The organism is Agreia sp. Leaf283 (genome assembly GCF_001422485.1).
Lineage (GTDB): Bacteria > Actinomycetota > Actinomycetes > Actinomycetales > Microbacteriaceae > Agreia.
Genome location: NZ_LMNF01000002.1, coordinates 422,858 through 438,556, shown reverse-complemented (window position 1 = coordinate 438,556; position 15,699 = coordinate 422,858). Strand labels below are relative to the sequence as shown.

Sequence of the window (15,699 nt, the reverse complement as noted above, 5' to 3'; positions counted from 1 at the left end):
TGAGGGAGCACGGACGGCGGAGCCCACACTCCACAGGAGGAGCATGTCTCGATCCGGCGGACGCCGATCACCCAAGAGCGTCGACAACACCGGCCTCATCCCGATCCTCGCGCGCAAGGTGCGCGAGGTCGAAGCGGCGGCGCAGCGCGGAAAGGTCGCGCCCTCCAACCGCACGAAGTTCCTGGTCGTCGCCCTCCTCGCCCGGGAGGAGCGTACGGCCGTGCGCAACAACCCCGACCTGGCCGAGTCCGACCGCGCGGAGCAGATCAAGCGTCTCGACGGCATCGGTTCGATCCTCGCGAAGACGGCAGCCCGTGACACCTCGCTGATCACGCTGCTCGAGAACGATGCACCGATCTCACCGGTCGCGCAGAAGCTGCGACGTCAGTACCTCGAAGATGCAGGCATAGAGGTGCCCGACGAGATCGTCGAAGCGCCGAAGCAGACCACGATGCTGCCGCCCGAGCTGGCGGAGCGCCAGGTGATTCCCCAGTCGGTCAAGGCGCGTCAGCTTGCGAATCCGTTCCTCGCACCAGACTTCGCGTCGTTCGAGACGCAGAAGCACTCGACGCACGGCCGCCTGTCGAACTGGGAGCTCCTCGGACCGCTCTTCCGCGCGTTCGAGTACGGCGCCGGCGGCCAGGTGGCCAGCATGGAGCTGCCCGAGGCGCCGCGCATCGACAGGCTCTCCCCGCCCGGGCAGGAGCTCATGCGCCACCAGGCCCGCTTCGTCGCGAGCGTGTCCCAGGGGCACCGGTCCTTCCTGCTGGCCGACGAGCCCGGCCTCGGAAAGACCGCGCAGTCGCTGCTGGCCGCATCCGTCGCCGATGCCTACCCGCTGCTCGCGGTCGTGCCCAACGTCGTGAAGATGAACTGGGCTCGCGAGGTCGAACTCTGGACCCCGCACCGTCGCGCCACCGTCATCCACGGCGACGGTGCAGGGCTCGACGCCTTCGCCGACGTCGTGATCGTGAACTACGAGGTGCTCGACCGGCACCTCGCGTGGCTCAGCACGCTCGGCTTCCGCGGCATGGTGGTCGACGAGGCCCACTTCATCAAGAACCTGTCGTCGCAGCGATCGAAGCACGTGCTCGCACTGGCCGAGCGCATCCGGTCGCAGGCGCCCGGCGGAAACCCGCTCATGATGGCGCTCACCGGCACCCCGCTCATCAACGACATCGACGACTTCCGGGCCATCTGGCAGCTTCTCGGCTGGATCGACGGCACCAAGCCCACTCCGCAGCTGATGCAGCGACTCGAGGAGACCGGGCTCACCCCGGCCGACTTCGGGTTCTTCTCCGAGGCGCGCGAGGCGGTCATCGACATGGGCATCGTGCGGCGACGCAAGCTCGACGTCGCGGCCGACCTCCCGGCGAAGAGGGTCGTCGACCTGCCCGTGGAGCTCGACGACGACCTCGGTCGCTCGATCCGCGAGGCGGAGGCGGAGCTCGGCCGCCGGCTCGTCACCCGATATACGCGGCTCTTCGCCGCCCGCACGAAGTCCGATCCCGATGCCGAGGTGTCGACCGAGAACCTCATGCGCGCCGTCGCCCGACAGGAGATCGAGGAGTCGAAGGCCCAGGGCGGAAGCGGAGACAACGTCTTCACGATGGTGCGGCTCATCGGCCAGGCCAAGGCGTCGCTCGCCGCGGACTACACGGCCCAGCTCGCCCGTTCGGTCGGCAAGGTCGTGTTCTTCGCCAAGCACATCGACGTCATGGACCAGGCCGAGGAGGCCTTCGCCAAGGCGGGACTTCAGACCGTGTCGATCCGTGGAGACCAGTCGGCGCTGCACAGGCAGAAGGAGATCGACGCGTTCAACAACGATCCCTCCGTCGCCGTGGCCGTGTGCTCCCTGACCGCCGCCGGCGTGGGACTGAACCTGCAGGCCGCATCGAACGTGGTCCTCGCCGAACTGTCGTGGACCGCAGCCGAGCAGACCCAGGCGATCGACCGGGTGCACCGCATAGGCCAGGAGGAACCGGTCACCGCGTGGCGCATCGTCGCCGCCCAGACCATCGACGCGAAGATCGCCGAGCTCATCGACAGCAAGCAGGGTCTCGCCGCGCGGGCACTCGACGGTAGCGACGAAGAGGTCTCGTCGGGCGACAGCGTGCAGCTCGACGCGCTCGTGCACCTGCTGGAGCAGGCACTCGAGAGCTGAACCTAGACCAGGTCGGGCACGCGTTCGCCGGCCGGCGGCGGGGGAGGCGGGGTGCCGTCTCCGAATGGGCGGCCGCCGAGGCTCTCGCGGCCCGACGGCTCGAGCCAGCCCGTCGCATCCGGCCCGACGGGCACGATCTGCGTCGGGTTCAGATCGGTGTGCACGATGTAGTAGTGCTGCTTGATCTGCTCGAAGTCGATGGTGTCTCCGAAACCGGGCGTCTGGAAGAGGTCGCGCGCGTAGGCCCAGAGCACGGGCATCTCTGTGAGCTTCTGCCTGTTCGTCTTGAAGTGGCCGTGGTACACCGCGTCGAAGCGCACGAGCGTCGTGAACAGCCGGATGTCGGCCTCGGTGATCGTGTCGCCCACGAGATACCGTCGGCGGCTCAGCCGGTGGCCGAGCCAGTCGAGCCGCTCGAAGAGGATGCGGTAGGCGCGCTCGTAGGACTTCTGCGAGCCCGCGAAGCCGCACCGGTAGACGCCGTTGTTCACATCGGAGAAGACCAGGGCGTTCACCTCGTCGATCTCGGCGCGCAGGTGCTCGGGGTAGAGATCGGGAGCTCCCTCACGGTGCCAGGCCGTCCACTCCGTGGCGAAGTCGATGGTGATCCGGGGGTAGTCGTTCGTCACCACCTTTCCGGTCGGAACGTCGACGATGGCGGGCACGGTGATGCCGCGGGGGTAGTCGGGGTACCGGGCGAGGAAGGCGTCCTGCAGGCGCGGGATCCTCAACACCGGATCGAGACCGTCGGGGTCGAGATCGAAGCTCCAGCTGCGCTTGTCGTGCACCGGGCCGGCGATGCCCAGCGAGATGGTGTTCTCGAGGCCGAGCAGGCGCCGTGAGATGACGGCGCGATTCGCCCAAGGGCAGCCCCGGGCCACGATCAGCCTGTACCGGTCGGCCTCGGCGGGCCACAGCATCCGGCCCTCGGCATCGTGGCCGGACTCGGTGCCCGAGGCGGTGATGCGGTCGTCGATGTAGTTCGTGTCTCGGGTGAACTCGGAGCCGGGGGTCACATAGGAGCCGGCCGTGCTCAGGTCGTCGTTCATATCTCGTTCACATCCATGTGGCAAGGTTAACCGCCCTTGCCGGGGTATGTGCTGGAGAGGTGACTATGAAAAAGCCGAGTGTGTCGCAGGCCCTCCGGGTGATGTCGTCTCTTCGACCGGGTTCGCATACCCCCGCACCTCCCGCGCAGCCGCCCAGTGCGGAGCCGCATCCCAAGCACAACAGCACCGTCGACAACGCCGTGTACGCAGAGGGGCGTCGCGTGCTGTCGCCGACCAGCCTCGAGGACACGCTGGCCGGATGCTCCCGGTACGCCTCGTCGATGGCCTGGATCGGGCTCTACCGGCCCGACGAGACCGAGCTCGCAGCCATCCAGAAGGAATTCGATCTGCACCCTCTCGCGGTCGAGGATGCCATCGGTGCCCACCAGCGGCCCAAGCTCGAGCGCTATGGCAACACCCTCTTCGTCGTCCTCCGCGCTGCCAGCTACTCCGATGAACGAGAAGAGGTCGACTTCGGCGAACTCCACCTGTTCGTCGGCCCCAACTTCGTCGTCTCCGTGCGGCACAGCGAATCGCCCGACCTCGCCGTCGTGCGCCAGCGCATGGAGGCGGAGCCGGAGCTGCTCGCCCTCGGCCCGGTCGCGGTGCTGTACGGCATCCTCGATGCGGTCGTCGACCAGTACCTGCCGGTCGTGTCGGGCCTCGAGAACGACATCGACGAGATCGAGGCCCAGGTGTTCGCCGGCGACGCCGAGGTGTCGCGACGCATCTACGAGCTCTCGCAGGAGGTGCTCGACTTCCAGAGGGCCACGCTGCCCCTCGTCGGGATGCTCGAGACGCTGAGAGAGGGATTCGACGCGTTCGAGACGAACCTCGAGCTGCGACGCGCGCTGCGAGACGTGGCCGACCACGTGGCGGTCGTGAACGATCGCGTCGACGGGTTCCGCAGCACTCTCCGCGAGATCCTCGCGGTGAATGCGACCCTGGTGGCCCAGCGCCAGAACGAGGACATGAAGGTTCTCGCCGAGGCCAGCAACCGGCAGAACGAGGAGGTGAAGAAGATCTCCGCGTGGGCGGCGATCTTCTTCGCGCCGACCGTGATCTCCGGCATCTACGGCATGAATTTCGCGGCCATGCCGGAGCTGCAATGGCAGTTCGGCTACCCGGTCACGATCGGCGTCATGCTGGTCGCGATGACCGGGCTCTACGTGATGTTCAAGCGTCGAGGGTGGCTCTGAGACCACCGAGCGACGAGGGCGGCCGCGCAGGATAGAATTGTCGTCAGCACAGACTGGGGCCGCCTGGGTACTGCTCAGAAAGGCTTGATATCTACTTGACCGGAAGCTCCGCCACTCACAACATCGACCTCGACGAGAGCGTCGAGGCCTTCACCCCCGAAGAGCTCTTCACCGCAGCCACGGGGGTGCACGGTGCACCCCGCTCGTGGCCCGAGCTGCACGGCAGGCCCGACGTCGTCGTCAAGAAGGGTCTCGCGACCCTCATCAATACGTCGCTGACTCCTCATCAGGCGCTCGTCGAAGACCTGCTCTTCATCCGCGACGCGTTCATCGCGGCCGGCATCGACTTCGTGCTGGTCCGCGGCAACGACGAACGGCCCGTGCTCGTGGTGGATGCTCCGCTGCGACGCCGGGTGGAGAAGGCCCTCGCGGTCGCGTGCGCTAACGAACCGTTCTACTCGCGAACGGTCGGCGGTCGACGCAGGCCGCCCGTGCTGCTCGGCGACGGGCTGCTGTCCGAGAAGCGCAAGGCGAAGATCTTCCGGCTCTTCCGTCCGAGGCTCGAGCCGCTCGGCGGTCTCGCCTACGGGTCGTCGACCGGCATCGAGCTGCAGTTCTGGAGCATCGAGGGCGACGACTACATCTGCCCCGTCGAGAACTCCCTGACCCGCCGCGTGCTTCCGCTGGTCGAGGCGATTCCCGCCACGGTCGAGCTGTTCGGCCGCAACTGGGACACGTTCCAGGGCATGTTCGAACCGCACGCCACAGACGTGACATTCGACATCGACGTCGTCTTCTCCTGGGTCGACGGCAACGATGTCGAGTACCAGAAGGCGCGCGCCGCGCGCATGGAGGGCGTCGTGGTCGGCGAGGGCGACGAGGCGGATGCGCGCTACCGCCAGGTCGACGAGCTCAAGTACGCCCTCCGCTCCGTCTACCTCTTCGCACCCTGGGTGCGCAACATCTTCATCGCGACGGACTCGCCGCGACCCGCCTGGCTCGACGAGCACCCTCGCGTGCAGCTGATGCGCAGCGAGCAGTTCTTCGCCGACCCGTCGGTGCTGCCCACGCACAACTCGCAGGCCGTCGAGAGCCAGCTGCACAACATCCCCGGGCTGAGCGAGCACTTCCTGTACTCCAACGACGACATGTTCTTCGGTCGGCCTGTGCAGCCCTCCATGTTCTTCTCGTCGGGCGGCGTCACCAAGTTCATCGAGGCGACCACGCGCATCGGACTGGGATTCAGCGATCCGAGCCGCAGCGGCTTCGAGAACTCCGCCCGAGTCAACCGCGACCTGCTGCTCAAGAAGTTCGGCCATGTGATCACGCGCCACCTCGAGCACACGCCCGCCCCGCTGCGCAAGAGCGTGATCTCGCTGCTCGAGGCCGACTTCCCCGAGGAGTTCCGGCGTACGGCGGCGAGTCGCTTCCGCTCGAAGTCCGACATCTCGGTCACGAACTCGCTGTACCACTACTACGCACTGCTCGAGGGGCGCGCCGTCACCCAGGAGGACGCGAAGGTCCTCTACGTCGACACAACGCTGAAGAGCGGCCTGGGCCGACTGCCCGCGCTTCTCCGCCGTCGTCAGTACGATCTCTTCTGCCTCAACGACGGCAGCTTTCCCGAGGTTCCCGCGGGGGAGCGCGCCGCGCTGATGGTCGACTTCCTCGAGAAGTACTTCCCGATCGCCGCTCCGTGGGAGAAGACGACGAACTGACCGTCGGCTCAGGGAGCCAGGGCGGGCTCCTGAGCGACCAGTTGCGGAACGGTGAGGACATCGTCGACAGGCAGCTCGATCGCTCGGGCAGGCCGGATGACGACGTTCTCGCGTTCGAGGATGCGAGCGGTCTCCTCCGCCGACGTGTACGACGTCGTGCTGTAGGAGCCGATCGGCACGACGGTATGAAGGATCGTGTTCTCGTATACGTGAACGAGGTTGAACCCCTGCGCCCCGTCGCGCGCCCGTGTTCCGCCGACGGGCACGTTGAGGTCTTGGGTGTAGCAGGTCGCCGATGCCACAGAGACGGGGATTCCGGCAAACGTGGCCGTGCTCGAGTAGTGGAGGTGGCCGGCCAGGATCGATCGCACGTCGGATCCCTCGAGCACCTCGGCCAAGGCCGACTGGTCTCGAAGCTCCACGAGCACGGCGAGGTCTAGGACGCTCGGAACGGGAGGGTGGTGCAGGGCGAGGATCGTGCCGTGCGGCGCGGGGGAGGAGAGCTCCTCTGCCAGCCAGTCCAGCTGCTCGGGCGCGATCTCGCCGTGGTGGGCACCGGGCACGCTCGAGTCGAGCGCGATGATCCTCAGCCCGTTGACGTCGTGCACCCGGTCGATCGGCTTCATCGAGGGCAGCTGACCCAGCAGGCCCGCGCGGAAGGACGCCCGGTTGTCGTGATTGCCCATCACCCAGATGAGCTGGGCGCCGAGCCGAGCGGCGACGGGCTCGACCATGGCACGCAGCTTCTCGTATGCGCGGGGATCGCCCTTGTCGGCGAGATCACCCGTGAAGACGATGGCCTCGGGACGGGCCCCTGAGCTCTCGAGTTCGTCGAGCAGCTGGGCAAGGTGTGCCTCGGCGTCGACGGCCCCGTAGAGAAGGCCGTCACCGCCGATGAAGTGTGTGTCACTCAGGTGCAGAATGAAGTGATCGGGGCGGGCGTACTCGGCGGTTCTGACAGACATGTCAACCTCGGGTGTATGCCGGAGGTTCGCTCGACCTCCGTGCGGTTGCACCTAATTAACCATGTCCGACTGAACGATGGGTAAACGGCGCGCAGATTCGACGGTATTTCAGACCGGCGTCGCAGCCGCCAGCCCGAGGCGATCGAGCACCCAGGCGTACTCCTCGGCGACTTCCTTCCAGCGCTCATAGCGCCCGCTGACGCCGCCGTGCCCGGCGGTCATCTCGGTGAGAAGAAGCACGGGCGCGCCCGCCTGGCGGAGCCGCGCGGTCCATTTGGCGGGCTCGACGTACAGCACGCGGGTGTCGTTGAGGCTCGTCACAGCAAGGATCGGCGGATAGGCGACGTCGTCGCGCACGTTCTCGTAGGGCGAATACGACTTCATGTAGGCGTAGACCTCGGCGTCGTGCAGCGGGTCCCCCCACTCGTCCCACTCGATGACCGTCAGGGGGAGATCGGGGTCGAGGATCGAGGTCAGCGCGTCGACGAACGGCACCTGGGCAAGGATCCCGGCGAAGCGGTCGGGCGCCATGTTCGCGACCGCACCCATGAGCAGTCCGCCGGCGCTTCCGCCCTGGGCGACCATCAGATCCGCCGTCGTCCTGCCGGAACGGATGAGTTCGTCGGCCACGGCGACGAAGTCGGTGAAGGTGTTCTTCTTCGTGAGCGTCTTGCCCTGCTCGTACCAGTGGCGGCCGAGCTCGCCGCCGCCGCGCACGTGAGCGATGGCGAAGACCACGCCTCGATCGAGCAGGGAGAGCCTCGGCACGGAGAAGCCGGGATCGATGCTCGCCTCGTACGAGCCGTAACCGTAGAGGAGCGTCGGCCGCGGCATCCCGTGCTCGTCGACCCGACGTCGCACGATGGAGACGGGAATGCGCGCGCCGTCGTCCGCCGTCGCCCAGACGCGCTCCTGCTCGTAGTCGAGCGGGTCGTAGTCGCCCTGAACGGACTGACGCTTCAGCAGCGTCATCGAGCCGTCGGTCACGGAGTAGTCGAAGACGGTCGACGGGGTCACGAATGAGGTGTAGCCGAGCCGCACCGTGTGCTGTGTCCACTCGGGATTTCCTCCGGTGCCCACCTGGAAGAGGGCCTCGTCGAAGGGGATCTCCTCGATGGGACCGAACGGATTCTCTCCTTCGCCGAGCCGGATGACGGCCACGCGCGTCAGGCCGTCACGACGGTATTCGAGCGTGAGGTGATCGGCGAAGGCGTCGACCTCCTCGATGCGTCGGCCGGGGCTCGGCGCGACCACCGTTCGCCGGGTCGTCTCATCGTGCGGACTGGATGCGGGCACGTCGACCACCTGGAAGTCCTCGGCGCCGTCGTTGTGCACGATGAGCAGGCGGTCCTCGCCGGAGATCACCGCGTGCTCGACCTGGTACTCGACTCCCTCTCGTCGCGGCCATACGACCTGGAACTCGCCCCCGACGTCGTTCGTATCGAGGATGCGCACCTCGCTGGTGATCTTCGAGGCGATGTCGAGCACGAGGTAGCGGCCGCTCCGGGTGAGTCCGACACCGACCCAGAACCTCTCGTCGGGCTCGGAGAAGACGGCGACGTCGTCGGACGGATCGGTGCCGACCGTGTGCCGCCAGATGGTGTCGGGGCGCCACGAGTCGTCGACGGTCGGGTAGAACACGACGCTCGCGTCCGGCGAGAACGTGGCACCGGGGAAGGTGTCGGGAACCACATCGGCCCGGTTCGCACCCGTGTCGAGATCCCGTATGCGGAGCGTGTACCGCTCGTCGCCCGTCGTGTCGACCGAATAGGCGAGGAGGCGGCCGTCCATAGACACGTCGAAGCTGCCCAGGGAGTAGAAGTCCGTTCCCTCTGCCTCGATGTTGTCGTCGAGCAGCACCTGCTCCCGGTCGTCGTGAGCCGCGAGGTCGGGTGGCGTCCAGTCGTCGTCGCCGGAGATCGGAATGCGGCAGTGGATGCCGTACTGCCGCCCTTCGACGGTGCGGGAGTAGTACCAGAATCGGCCATGGCGCACGGGCACCGAGAGGTCGGTCTCGAGCGTGCGCGCCTTGATCTCGTCGAAGATCGACTGGCGGAGTCCCTCGAGATGCGCGGTCGATGCACGGGTGAACTCGTTCTCGGCATCGAGATAGGCGCGAACCGCCGGGTCGTCCTTCTGGCGCAGCCATTCGAACTCGTCGATGACCGTATCGCCGTGGTGGGTGCGCTCCGACGGGCGGCGCTCCGCTCGAGGGGCGTCGGGAAGGCGCGTCATATCAGGGTCACCAGCCTCGAGATGGCGGTGACGGGGATCGGCAGCCAGGCGGGGCGGTTGCGTGCCTCGTAGATGGACTCGTAGAGGGCCTTGTCGATTTCGAACGCGTCGAGCAGAACCCGGAAACGCTTGATGTCGACTCCGGCCCGGTCGGAGTATCCCTCGAGGAACGCCGTTCGCGAGGCCTGCGCCCAGCTTTCGGCGGATGCTCCGGGGTGCGACTGCTCGAAGGATCCGGCCACATAGTCGAACGACCTGAGCATCCCGGCGACATCGCGCAGGGTCAGATCGGGGCGCGATCTCTCCGCCAGCGGCCTGAGCGGCTCGCCTTCGAAGTCGAGGAGCACCCACCCCCGATCGGGCACCGCGACCACCTGTCCCAGGTGGTAGTCGCCGTGGATGCGTTGAAGCCTCGGCCACTCGGCCGACTCCGCTCCGGTGATGATCGCGTCGACCGCCGATGCGTAGACGCCCAGTTCGGGCACCTCGGCGACGGCGGCGCCCAGGCGGCGGCGCATGCGGGAGGCCACCCCCGCCCGCTCCTCGGCCGTCGCGGCCACCGTCGGCATGATGTCGGCGAGCACGGCGTGCACCTCGGCCGTCGCGGCCCCGAGGCTGCGAGCCCGATCGGAGAAGTCCTCGTTCTGCTCGACCGCGTCGAGCGCCACGCGCCACGCGTCGCGCACACCGGGGAGGAACCGCTGCGCGAAGGCGAGGTGGCCGCCGTCGATCGGCGAGTCGGGTGATGCTTCGGCGCGCCAGGTGCCCGAGACGAATCCCACAGACGGCGGAACGAGTGTGCACCCGGCCTCCGCGAGCGCCGACTGCACGATGATGTCGGGGTTCTCTCCGTGGTGCAGCGTTCGGAAGACCTTGCAGATGATGGGAAGGGACGGCTCGCCGGAGGCATCGACCGTGTCGAAGATGATCGAGGTGTTCGACTGCTCGCCCCGGAGAACCTGTGAGTGAGCGAACGACGAGTGCGAGGCCGTGGGATGGCGATGACCGGCAGCGGACGCACCCGACGAGCGCTCGCTCTGCACCCCGACGCCTCCGTCGAGGATGAACTCCAGAAGGGTCGCGCAGTAGGCGGGATCGTGCGGGGCGTCGTACACCCAGAGCGTGGCCGGCGCGTCGTCGACGATGCCGTCGACCGTGCCGACGAGGGTCGCCTCCGCCGCATCCGGTCTCGGCGCGGAACGATAGGCGAGGGGCACCTGGTACAGCGTGGATGCCGCGCCCGAACTGTCGCGCAGCAGGTGCGTGACGAAGGCGGTGCCGTCGGGCCCGGGTGGCAGCAGCCATTCGCCCACGAGCGCGAGGTCGGGATTCGACCCTGCGCTCTGGTACCAGCGCTGACGCGCGACCCATTCGGGGAGGGTGTTCGGACGGCGATCAGGACGGACAACACCAGCGGTCATTCCTTGACCCTACCTCGGGCACGGTGCGAGTCAGGGGGGCTTGCCCGCACGGGATTAGGCTCGAAGCATGACGAGTGCACCCACACACCTGCTGGCCGACGGCAATTCTCTTCCCGCCGTGGGGCTGGGAACCTACCCGCTCAAGGGTCCGGATGCGGTCGCCGCCGTGAGCGCGGGGCTCAGGGCCGGCTACCGGCTGGTCGACAGTGCCGTGAACTACGGAAACGAGGATGCCGTCGGCGAGGCGATCCGCACCGCAGGGATACCTCGCGACGAGATCGTCGTCACGACGAAGCTGCCCGGGCGAGACCACGGCTACGAGAGCACGCTCGCCTCGTTCCAGTCGTCGCTCGACAGGCTCGGGCTCGAGCGCATCGACCTCTACCTCATCCACTGGCCGAACCCGGGCGACGACCGGTACGTCGACAGCTGGCGGGCCATGGTGCATCTGCACGAACAGGGCCTCGCCCGCTCGATCGGCGTCTCCAACTTCACCGAGGAGTACCTGACGCGGCTGCAGTCCGAGACGGGCGTTCTTCCCACCGTGAACCAGGTGGAGCTGCATCCGTACTTCCCGCAGCTCGCACTGCGCGAGTTCCACGAGCTGCACAACATCCGCACCGAGTCGTGGAGCCCGCTCGGCAAGGGATCCGACGTGCTCACCTCGCCGGTGATCGTTCGCGCGGCCAGGACGCATGGAGTGACGGAGGCCCAGGTCGTTCTGCGCTGGCACGTGCAGCTCGGCAGTGTGCCGCTGCCGAAGTCGGCCGACCCGGCGAGGCAGGCCCAGAACCTCGACATCTTCGGCTTCGAGCTCACCTCTGAGGAGATCGAGGAGATCACCCTGCTTGGTCGTCCGGACGGCAGGCTGTTCGGCGGCGACCCGGTGACTCACAACGAGCAGTGACCGACCCACAACGAGCAGTGATGCCCGCTCCGTTCAGCCGAGCGATCCGATGATCGACTCGACGATCGCCCGGGCCTCGTCGCCCGCGGCCCCCGGCGTCATGGCGAAGATGTGGTCGGCACCCGAGAAACTCGTGAGCTCGAAGTCGACGCCGGCGGCCTCGGCGCGGGTCTCGAGCACGAGTGTGTCCGGATAGAGGATGTCGTTCGTGCCGGCGAGCACGGTGGTCGGTGCGAGGCCGGTGAGGGTGCCGTTCACCGGGCTCAGCCGGTACCCGGACGGATCGTCGCCGTGGGCCCAGGCGAGGCCGTTCGGCACCAGCGCGTCTCGGTCGAGCAGCACGTCTGTCGTGTCGATCGCGGGGATGGCGGGATTCGTCAGGGTCAGATCGAGCCAGGGCGAGAGCAGCACGATGCGATCGGGCTGGGCGATTCCCTCCTCGAGCAGGCTCTCCGCGAATCCGAGAGCCAAGCCGCCGCCGGCGGAACCGCCCATCAGCACGATCGGCGAATCGGGATGCGATCTGCGGAGCTCGAGGTAGACATCCATGATCTGCTCGTACGCGACCCGGTAGCCGTGCTCCGGCGCAAGGGCGTAGATCGGCATCGTGATGGTCGCATCGACGGTGTCGAGGATCCGATCGAAGAACGGGGCGTGCAGCGCCGAGGCCTCATGCACGTACGAGCCCCCGTGAATGAAGAGCACCTGCACGTCGGAGGCCTTCTCCGCGCTCGAGAAGACCTCGGAGGTGACACCGGCGACGAGCGCCTGTTTCGGTGGCAGTGCGGCGGATGCGGCGGCGACCCGGTCCGCGTCGTTGCGGCCCGACCACGCCTGCCCGCAAGCCACGACGACGAGCCCGACCAGGAGCATTCCGCACAGGGCGACGAGAAGACGACGCATCGGCACTACCCGTCCATCTGCTCGGGACCCGCCGAAGAAGTTGACCGTGCGGATCGAAGAATGCCAGTATCGACATGCCCGTCAACAGGGCAACCCTAGACACCCTAATAGTGTGTGAACTCATCGCGAACGAATGCGGTGTAATTCGCCTTACGCGAACGTGTGTGCACCTCTAGAGAGAGTCGCTGGTGGATCTCACCCTCATCGTTGTCCTGGTCGTCGTCCTGGCCCTCTTCTTCGACTTCACGAACGGTTTTCACGACACCGCGAACGCCATGGCGACGCCGATCGCGACGGGTGCGCTGAAGCCACGGATGGCCGTCGGGCTCGCCGCCGTCCTGAACCTGGTCGGCGCGTTCCTGAGCACCGAGGTCGCCCGTACGATCTCGGGCGGCCTGATCAGGGAGGGCGACGGGGGCATCCAGATCACCCCGGAGATGATCTTCGCCGGGCTCATCGGTGCAGTGTGCTGGAACATGGTCACGTGGCTGTTCGGCCTGCCGTCGAGCTCGTCGCACGCCCTGTTCGGCGGACTCATCGGGGCCGCGATCGTCGGAGCCGGCGTCGGTGCAGTCGACTTCAGCGTGCTGGTCTCCAAGGTCGTCCTGCCCGCGCTCGTCGCTCCGATCGTGGCCGGCTTCGTCGCCTTCGCCGCCACGAGGCTCGCCTACGCGATCACGCGCGACCCCGCCACGGGCCGAGGGCTCGGGCGCGGCAACTTCCGATACGCGCAGATCTTCTCGTCGTCGCTCGTCGCGCTCGCCCACGGCACGAACGATGCCCAGAAGACGATGGGCGTGATCACCCTCACCCTGATCGCGACCGGCTCGCAGGCGGTCGGTACGGGCCCGGAGTTCTGGGTCATCGCGGCCTGCGCCCTGGCCATCGCACTCGGCACGTACACCGGCGGCTGGCGGATCATCAAGACGATGGGAACCGGACTCACGGACATCAAGCCGGCCCAGGGCTTCGCGGCGGAGACCTCGACCGCCGCCACGATCCTGGCCTCGAGCCACCTCGGTTTCGCGCTCTCGACGACCCAGGTCGCCTCGGGCTCCGTGATCGGTTCGGGACTCGGACGCAAGGGTGCGTCCGTGCGATGGCGCACCGCGGGCCGCATCGGCGTGGGGTGGCTGCTGACCCTGCCGGCCGCTGCGGCGGTCGGTGCGATCGCCGCCCTTCTCGCCAGCATCGGGCCGGTCGGCATCGTCATCGACGCCGTGCTCGGCCTGGGAGTGATCGTGGCGATCTTCATCATCTCCTCCCGCGACCAGGTCACCAGCGGCACGGTCGTCAGCGAGGTCGACGCGGCCGTCGGCGCCGTGCGTACCCCCAAGGCCACACGCAGGAACCTGAAGAAGAAGAGGCAGGCGGCCGAATGATCGACTGGGCAGCATTCGCCATCGTGGCCGTGGCCGCGCTCGTGTCGGCGTCGGTCGTCGTGAGCCTGTTCGCCTTCGGGCTCCGCCTGTTGAACGTAGGACGAGGCGTCGACGCCGACGACACTCCGGGCGCGATAGAGACCACCGAATCCGGCTCCGTCTCGGTCGTGCCCGCACAGCAGGAGAGCCGTCCACGATGGGCCACATTCTGCGCCGTGATCTGCTTCGGCCTCTGCATCCTGGCCGTGCTCTTCGGCATCTACCTGATCGTGCCGTTCTTCCACGCGAGCTGAGGCGAGGGGCGCTAGTGTCGGGGCCATGGATTCCTCGACGGCCATTCCCGATCTCGTCGCCGCCGTGCGCGGCCGTTTCGACTCGGGGCGCACGCGTTCTCTCCGCTGGAGGCTCGAGCAGCTGAGGGGTCTGCGCGACTTCCTCGTCGAGCGGGGTCCTGAACTCGAAAAGGCCCTCCGTTCCGACCTGGCGAAGAACCCGAGCGAGTCCCAGCTCACAGAGATCGGCGTCGTGCTCTCCGAGGTGACGCACACGATCTCGCAGCTACGGGCGTGGCTCCGCCCGCGTCGGGTGGGCGTTCCGCTCGCCCTGGCTCCGGCCTCCGCCTCCGTGATGCTCGAGCCGCTGGGCGTGGTGCTCATCATCTCGCCGTGGAACTACCCGGTTCAGCTCCTGCTGGCGCCGCTGGTCGGTGCCCTCGCCGCGGGCAACGCCGTCGTGCTCAAGCCGAGCGAGCTCGCTCCCGCGACCTCGGCCGTGATGGCCCGCTTCCTGCCGCGCTATCTCGACGACCGCGCCGTCGCGGTGGTCGAGGGGGCGGTCGATGAGACCACCGAGCTGCTCGCCCAGCGCTTCGATCACATCTTCTACACCGGCAACTCGAGGGTTGCGCGCATCGTGGCGCAGGCGGCGGCGAAGAACCTGACGCCTGTCACCCTCGAGCTCGGTGGCAAGTCGCCCGTCTACGTCGATGACACCGTCGACATCGACGCCGCGGCCAGGCGCATCGCGTGGGGCAAGTTCCTCAACGCCGGGCAGACGTGCGTGGCGCCCGACTACGTTCTGGCGACACCGGATGTCTCGGCTCGCCTCGTCGACGCCCTGCGCGTCGCGATCTCCTCGCTCTACGGCGGCGACGCGCACGAGACGGCCGACTACGGCCGCATCGTCAACGACGCCCAGTTCGCGCGGCTCACGGGTCTCCTGAATGACCAGCAGGCCGCCATCGGCGGTCGATCCGAGGCGACGGAGCGGTACATCGAGCCGACGGTGCTGGTCGACGTCGGCCTGCACGACGAGGTCATGACGCAGGAGATCTTCGGGCCGATCCTGCCGATCGTGACCGTCACCGGCCTCGACGACGCACTCGCCGTCATCCGTGCCGGTGACAAGCCGCTCGCGCTCTATGTGTTCAGCGACGACAAGGATGCCCGCCGCCGGTTCCTGACCGAGACGTCGTCGGGCGCGGTCGGCTTCGGCGTGACGGTGGCTCATCTCAGCGTGCCCGGGCTGCCGTTCGGCGGAGTGGGGGAGAGCGGCACCGGCAGCTATCACGGGCGGAGGAGCGTGGAGACGTTCAGCCACGAGAAGGCCGTGCTGTCGAAGCCACTCGCGCCGGACACGCTCGGTCTGGTCTACCCGCCCTACACGCCGAAGCGCAGCTCGTTCATCAGAGGCCTGCTGCGCAGGCTGAGTTAGGGTTGTTGCCGGGGGCCACGAGCCCCCTTCCCAAGCAATGGAG

12 protein-coding genes are annotated in these 15,699 nt (G+C 67.6%); 7 read left to right on the top strand and 5 right to left on the bottom strand.

The window, feature by feature from the left end; genetic code table 11:
• The first annotated feature begins 43 nt into the window (after nucleotides 1-43).
• Nucleotides 44-2,164 carry a DEAD/DEAH box helicase gene (locus ASF51_RS10965; protein WP_055929253.1) on the top strand — a complete coding sequence of 707 codons (2,121 nt, stop codon included), beginning with the start codon at nucleotides 44-46 and terminating at the stop codon, nucleotides 2,162-2,164.
• Nucleotides 2,165-2,166: 2 nt separating this feature from the next.
• Here ASF51_RS10965 and ASF51_RS10960 read toward each other — a convergent pair whose 3' ends face one another.
• On the bottom strand, nucleotides 2,167-3,213 hold the full coding sequence (locus ASF51_RS10960) for a glutathione S-transferase family protein (RefSeq protein WP_055929250.1): 1,047 nt from the start codon (nucleotides 3,211-3,213) through the stop codon (nucleotides 2,167-2,169).
• A gap of 65 nt (nucleotides 3,214-3,278) precedes the next feature.
• Between ASF51_RS10960 and ASF51_RS10955 the strand changes: the two genes are divergently transcribed.
• Nucleotides 3,279-4,412 (top strand): magnesium and cobalt transport protein CorA, encoded by a 1,134-nt coding sequence (locus ASF51_RS10955; RefSeq protein WP_055929248.1) that lies wholly within the window; start codon nucleotides 3,279-3,281, stop codon nucleotides 4,410-4,412.
• Between the two features lie 95 nt (nucleotides 4,413-4,507).
• Complete coding sequence (locus tag ASF51_RS10950; protein WP_055929246.1) at nucleotides 4,508-6,130, top strand: stealth family protein; 1,623 nt, start codon at nucleotides 4,508-4,510, stop codon at nucleotides 6,128-6,130.
• Nucleotides 6,131-6,138: 8 nt separating this feature from the next.
• Here ASF51_RS10950 and ASF51_RS10945 read toward each other — a convergent pair whose 3' ends face one another.
• From ASF51_RS10945 to ASF51_RS10935, 3 genes are all read right to left on the bottom strand, one after another.
• Nucleotides 6,139-7,095 carry a phosphodiesterase gene (locus ASF51_RS10945; protein ID WP_055929241.1) on the bottom strand — a complete coding sequence of 319 codons (957 nt, stop codon included), beginning with the start codon at nucleotides 7,093-7,095 and terminating at the stop codon, nucleotides 6,139-6,141.
• 108 nt (nucleotides 7,096-7,203) lie between these two features.
• Nucleotides 7,204-9,330 (bottom strand): S9 family peptidase, encoded by a 2,127-nt coding sequence (locus ASF51_RS10940; RefSeq protein ID WP_055929237.1) that lies wholly within the window; start codon nucleotides 9,328-9,330, stop codon nucleotides 7,204-7,206.
• The gene (locus tag ASF51_RS10935; protein ID WP_055929234.1) at nucleotides 9,327-10,751 is read right to left on the bottom strand and encodes a phosphotransferase; all 1,425 of its coding nucleotides are present in this window, start codon (nucleotides 10,749-10,751) and stop codon (nucleotides 9,327-9,329) included. Before ASF51_RS10935 ends, ASF51_RS10940 begins: the two co-directional genes overlap by 4 nt.
• Nucleotides 10,752-10,818: 67 nt before the next feature.
• Between ASF51_RS10935 and ASF51_RS10930 the strand changes: the two genes are divergently transcribed.
• Complete coding sequence (locus ASF51_RS10930) at nucleotides 10,819-11,658, top strand: aldo/keto reductase (protein ID WP_055929231.1); 840 nt, start codon at nucleotides 10,819-10,821, stop codon at nucleotides 11,656-11,658.
• A gap of 33 nt (nucleotides 11,659-11,691) precedes the next feature.
• Here ASF51_RS10930 and ASF51_RS10925 read toward each other — a convergent pair whose 3' ends face one another.
• Nucleotides 11,692-12,561 carry an alpha/beta hydrolase gene (locus tag ASF51_RS10925; protein ID WP_055929228.1) on the bottom strand — a complete coding sequence of 290 codons (870 nt, stop codon included), beginning with the start codon at nucleotides 12,559-12,561 and terminating at the stop codon, nucleotides 11,692-11,694.
• A gap of 188 nt (nucleotides 12,562-12,749) precedes the next feature.
• Here ASF51_RS10925 and ASF51_RS10920 point away from each other — a divergent pair, with 188 nt between their 5' ends.
• Genes ASF51_RS10920 through ASF51_RS10910 form a run of 3 tightly spaced genes read left to right on the top strand, consistent with a single transcriptional unit; the run spans nucleotide 12,750 to nucleotide 15,656 of the window.
• Nucleotides 12,750-13,943, top strand: a complete 1,194-nt coding sequence (locus tag ASF51_RS10920; protein WP_055929225.1) for an inorganic phosphate transporter — start codon at nucleotides 12,750-12,752, stop codon at nucleotides 13,941-13,943.
• Nucleotides 13,940-14,236: a hypothetical protein gene (locus tag ASF51_RS10915; protein WP_055929222.1), complete on the top strand. Its 297-nt coding sequence runs from the start codon at nucleotides 13,940-13,942 to the stop codon at nucleotides 14,234-14,236. The genes ASF51_RS10920 and ASF51_RS10915 overlap by 4 nt, the downstream gene beginning before the upstream one ends.
• Nucleotides 14,237-14,261: 25 nt before the next feature.
• Nucleotides 14,262-15,656 carry an aldehyde dehydrogenase family protein gene (locus ASF51_RS10910; RefSeq protein ID WP_055929219.1) on the top strand — a complete coding sequence of 465 codons (1,395 nt, stop codon included), beginning with the start codon at nucleotides 14,262-14,264 and terminating at the stop codon, nucleotides 15,654-15,656.
• Nucleotides 15,657-15,699 lie beyond the last annotated feature (43 nt).

What these genes read in the sequence shown, in the direction of transcription:
- ASF51_RS10925 (WP_055929228.1), bottom strand. Translation starts at nt 12,561, where the DNA reads ATGCGTCGTCTTCTCGTCGCCCTGTGCGGAATGCTCCTGGTCGGGCTC.
- ASF51_RS10930 (WP_055929231.1), top strand. Translation starts at nt 10,819, where the DNA reads ATGACGAGTGCACCCACACACCTGCTGGCCGACGGCAATTCTCTTCCC.
- ASF51_RS10945 (WP_055929241.1), bottom strand. Translation starts at nt 7,095, where the DNA reads ATGTCTGTCAGAACCGCCGAGTACGCCCGCCCCGATCACTTCATTCTG.
- ASF51_RS10910 (WP_055929219.1), top strand. Translation starts at nt 14,262, where the DNA reads ATGGATTCCTCGACGGCCATTCCCGATCTCGTCGCCGCCGTGCGCGGC.
- ASF51_RS10940 (WP_055929237.1), bottom strand. Translation starts at nt 9,330, where the DNA reads ATGACGCGCCTTCCCGACGCCCCTCGAGCGGAGCGCCGCCCGTCGGAG.
- ASF51_RS10965 (WP_055929253.1), top strand. Translation starts at nt 44, where the DNA reads ATGTCTCGATCCGGCGGACGCCGATCACCCAAGAGCGTCGACAACACC.
- ASF51_RS10960 (WP_055929250.1), bottom strand. Translation starts at nt 3,213, where the DNA reads ATGAACGACGACCTGAGCACGGCCGGCTCCTATGTGACCCCCGGCTCC.
- ASF51_RS10955 (WP_055929248.1), top strand. Translation starts at nt 3,279, where the DNA reads ATGAAAAAGCCGAGTGTGTCGCAGGCCCTCCGGGTGATGTCGTCTCTT.
- ASF51_RS10915 (WP_055929222.1), top strand. Translation starts at nt 13,940, where the DNA reads ATGATCGACTGGGCAGCATTCGCCATCGTGGCCGTGGCCGCGCTCGTG.
- ASF51_RS10935 (WP_055929234.1), bottom strand. Translation starts at nt 10,751, where the DNA reads ATGACCGCTGGTGTTGTCCGTCCTGATCGCCGTCCGAACACCCTCCCC.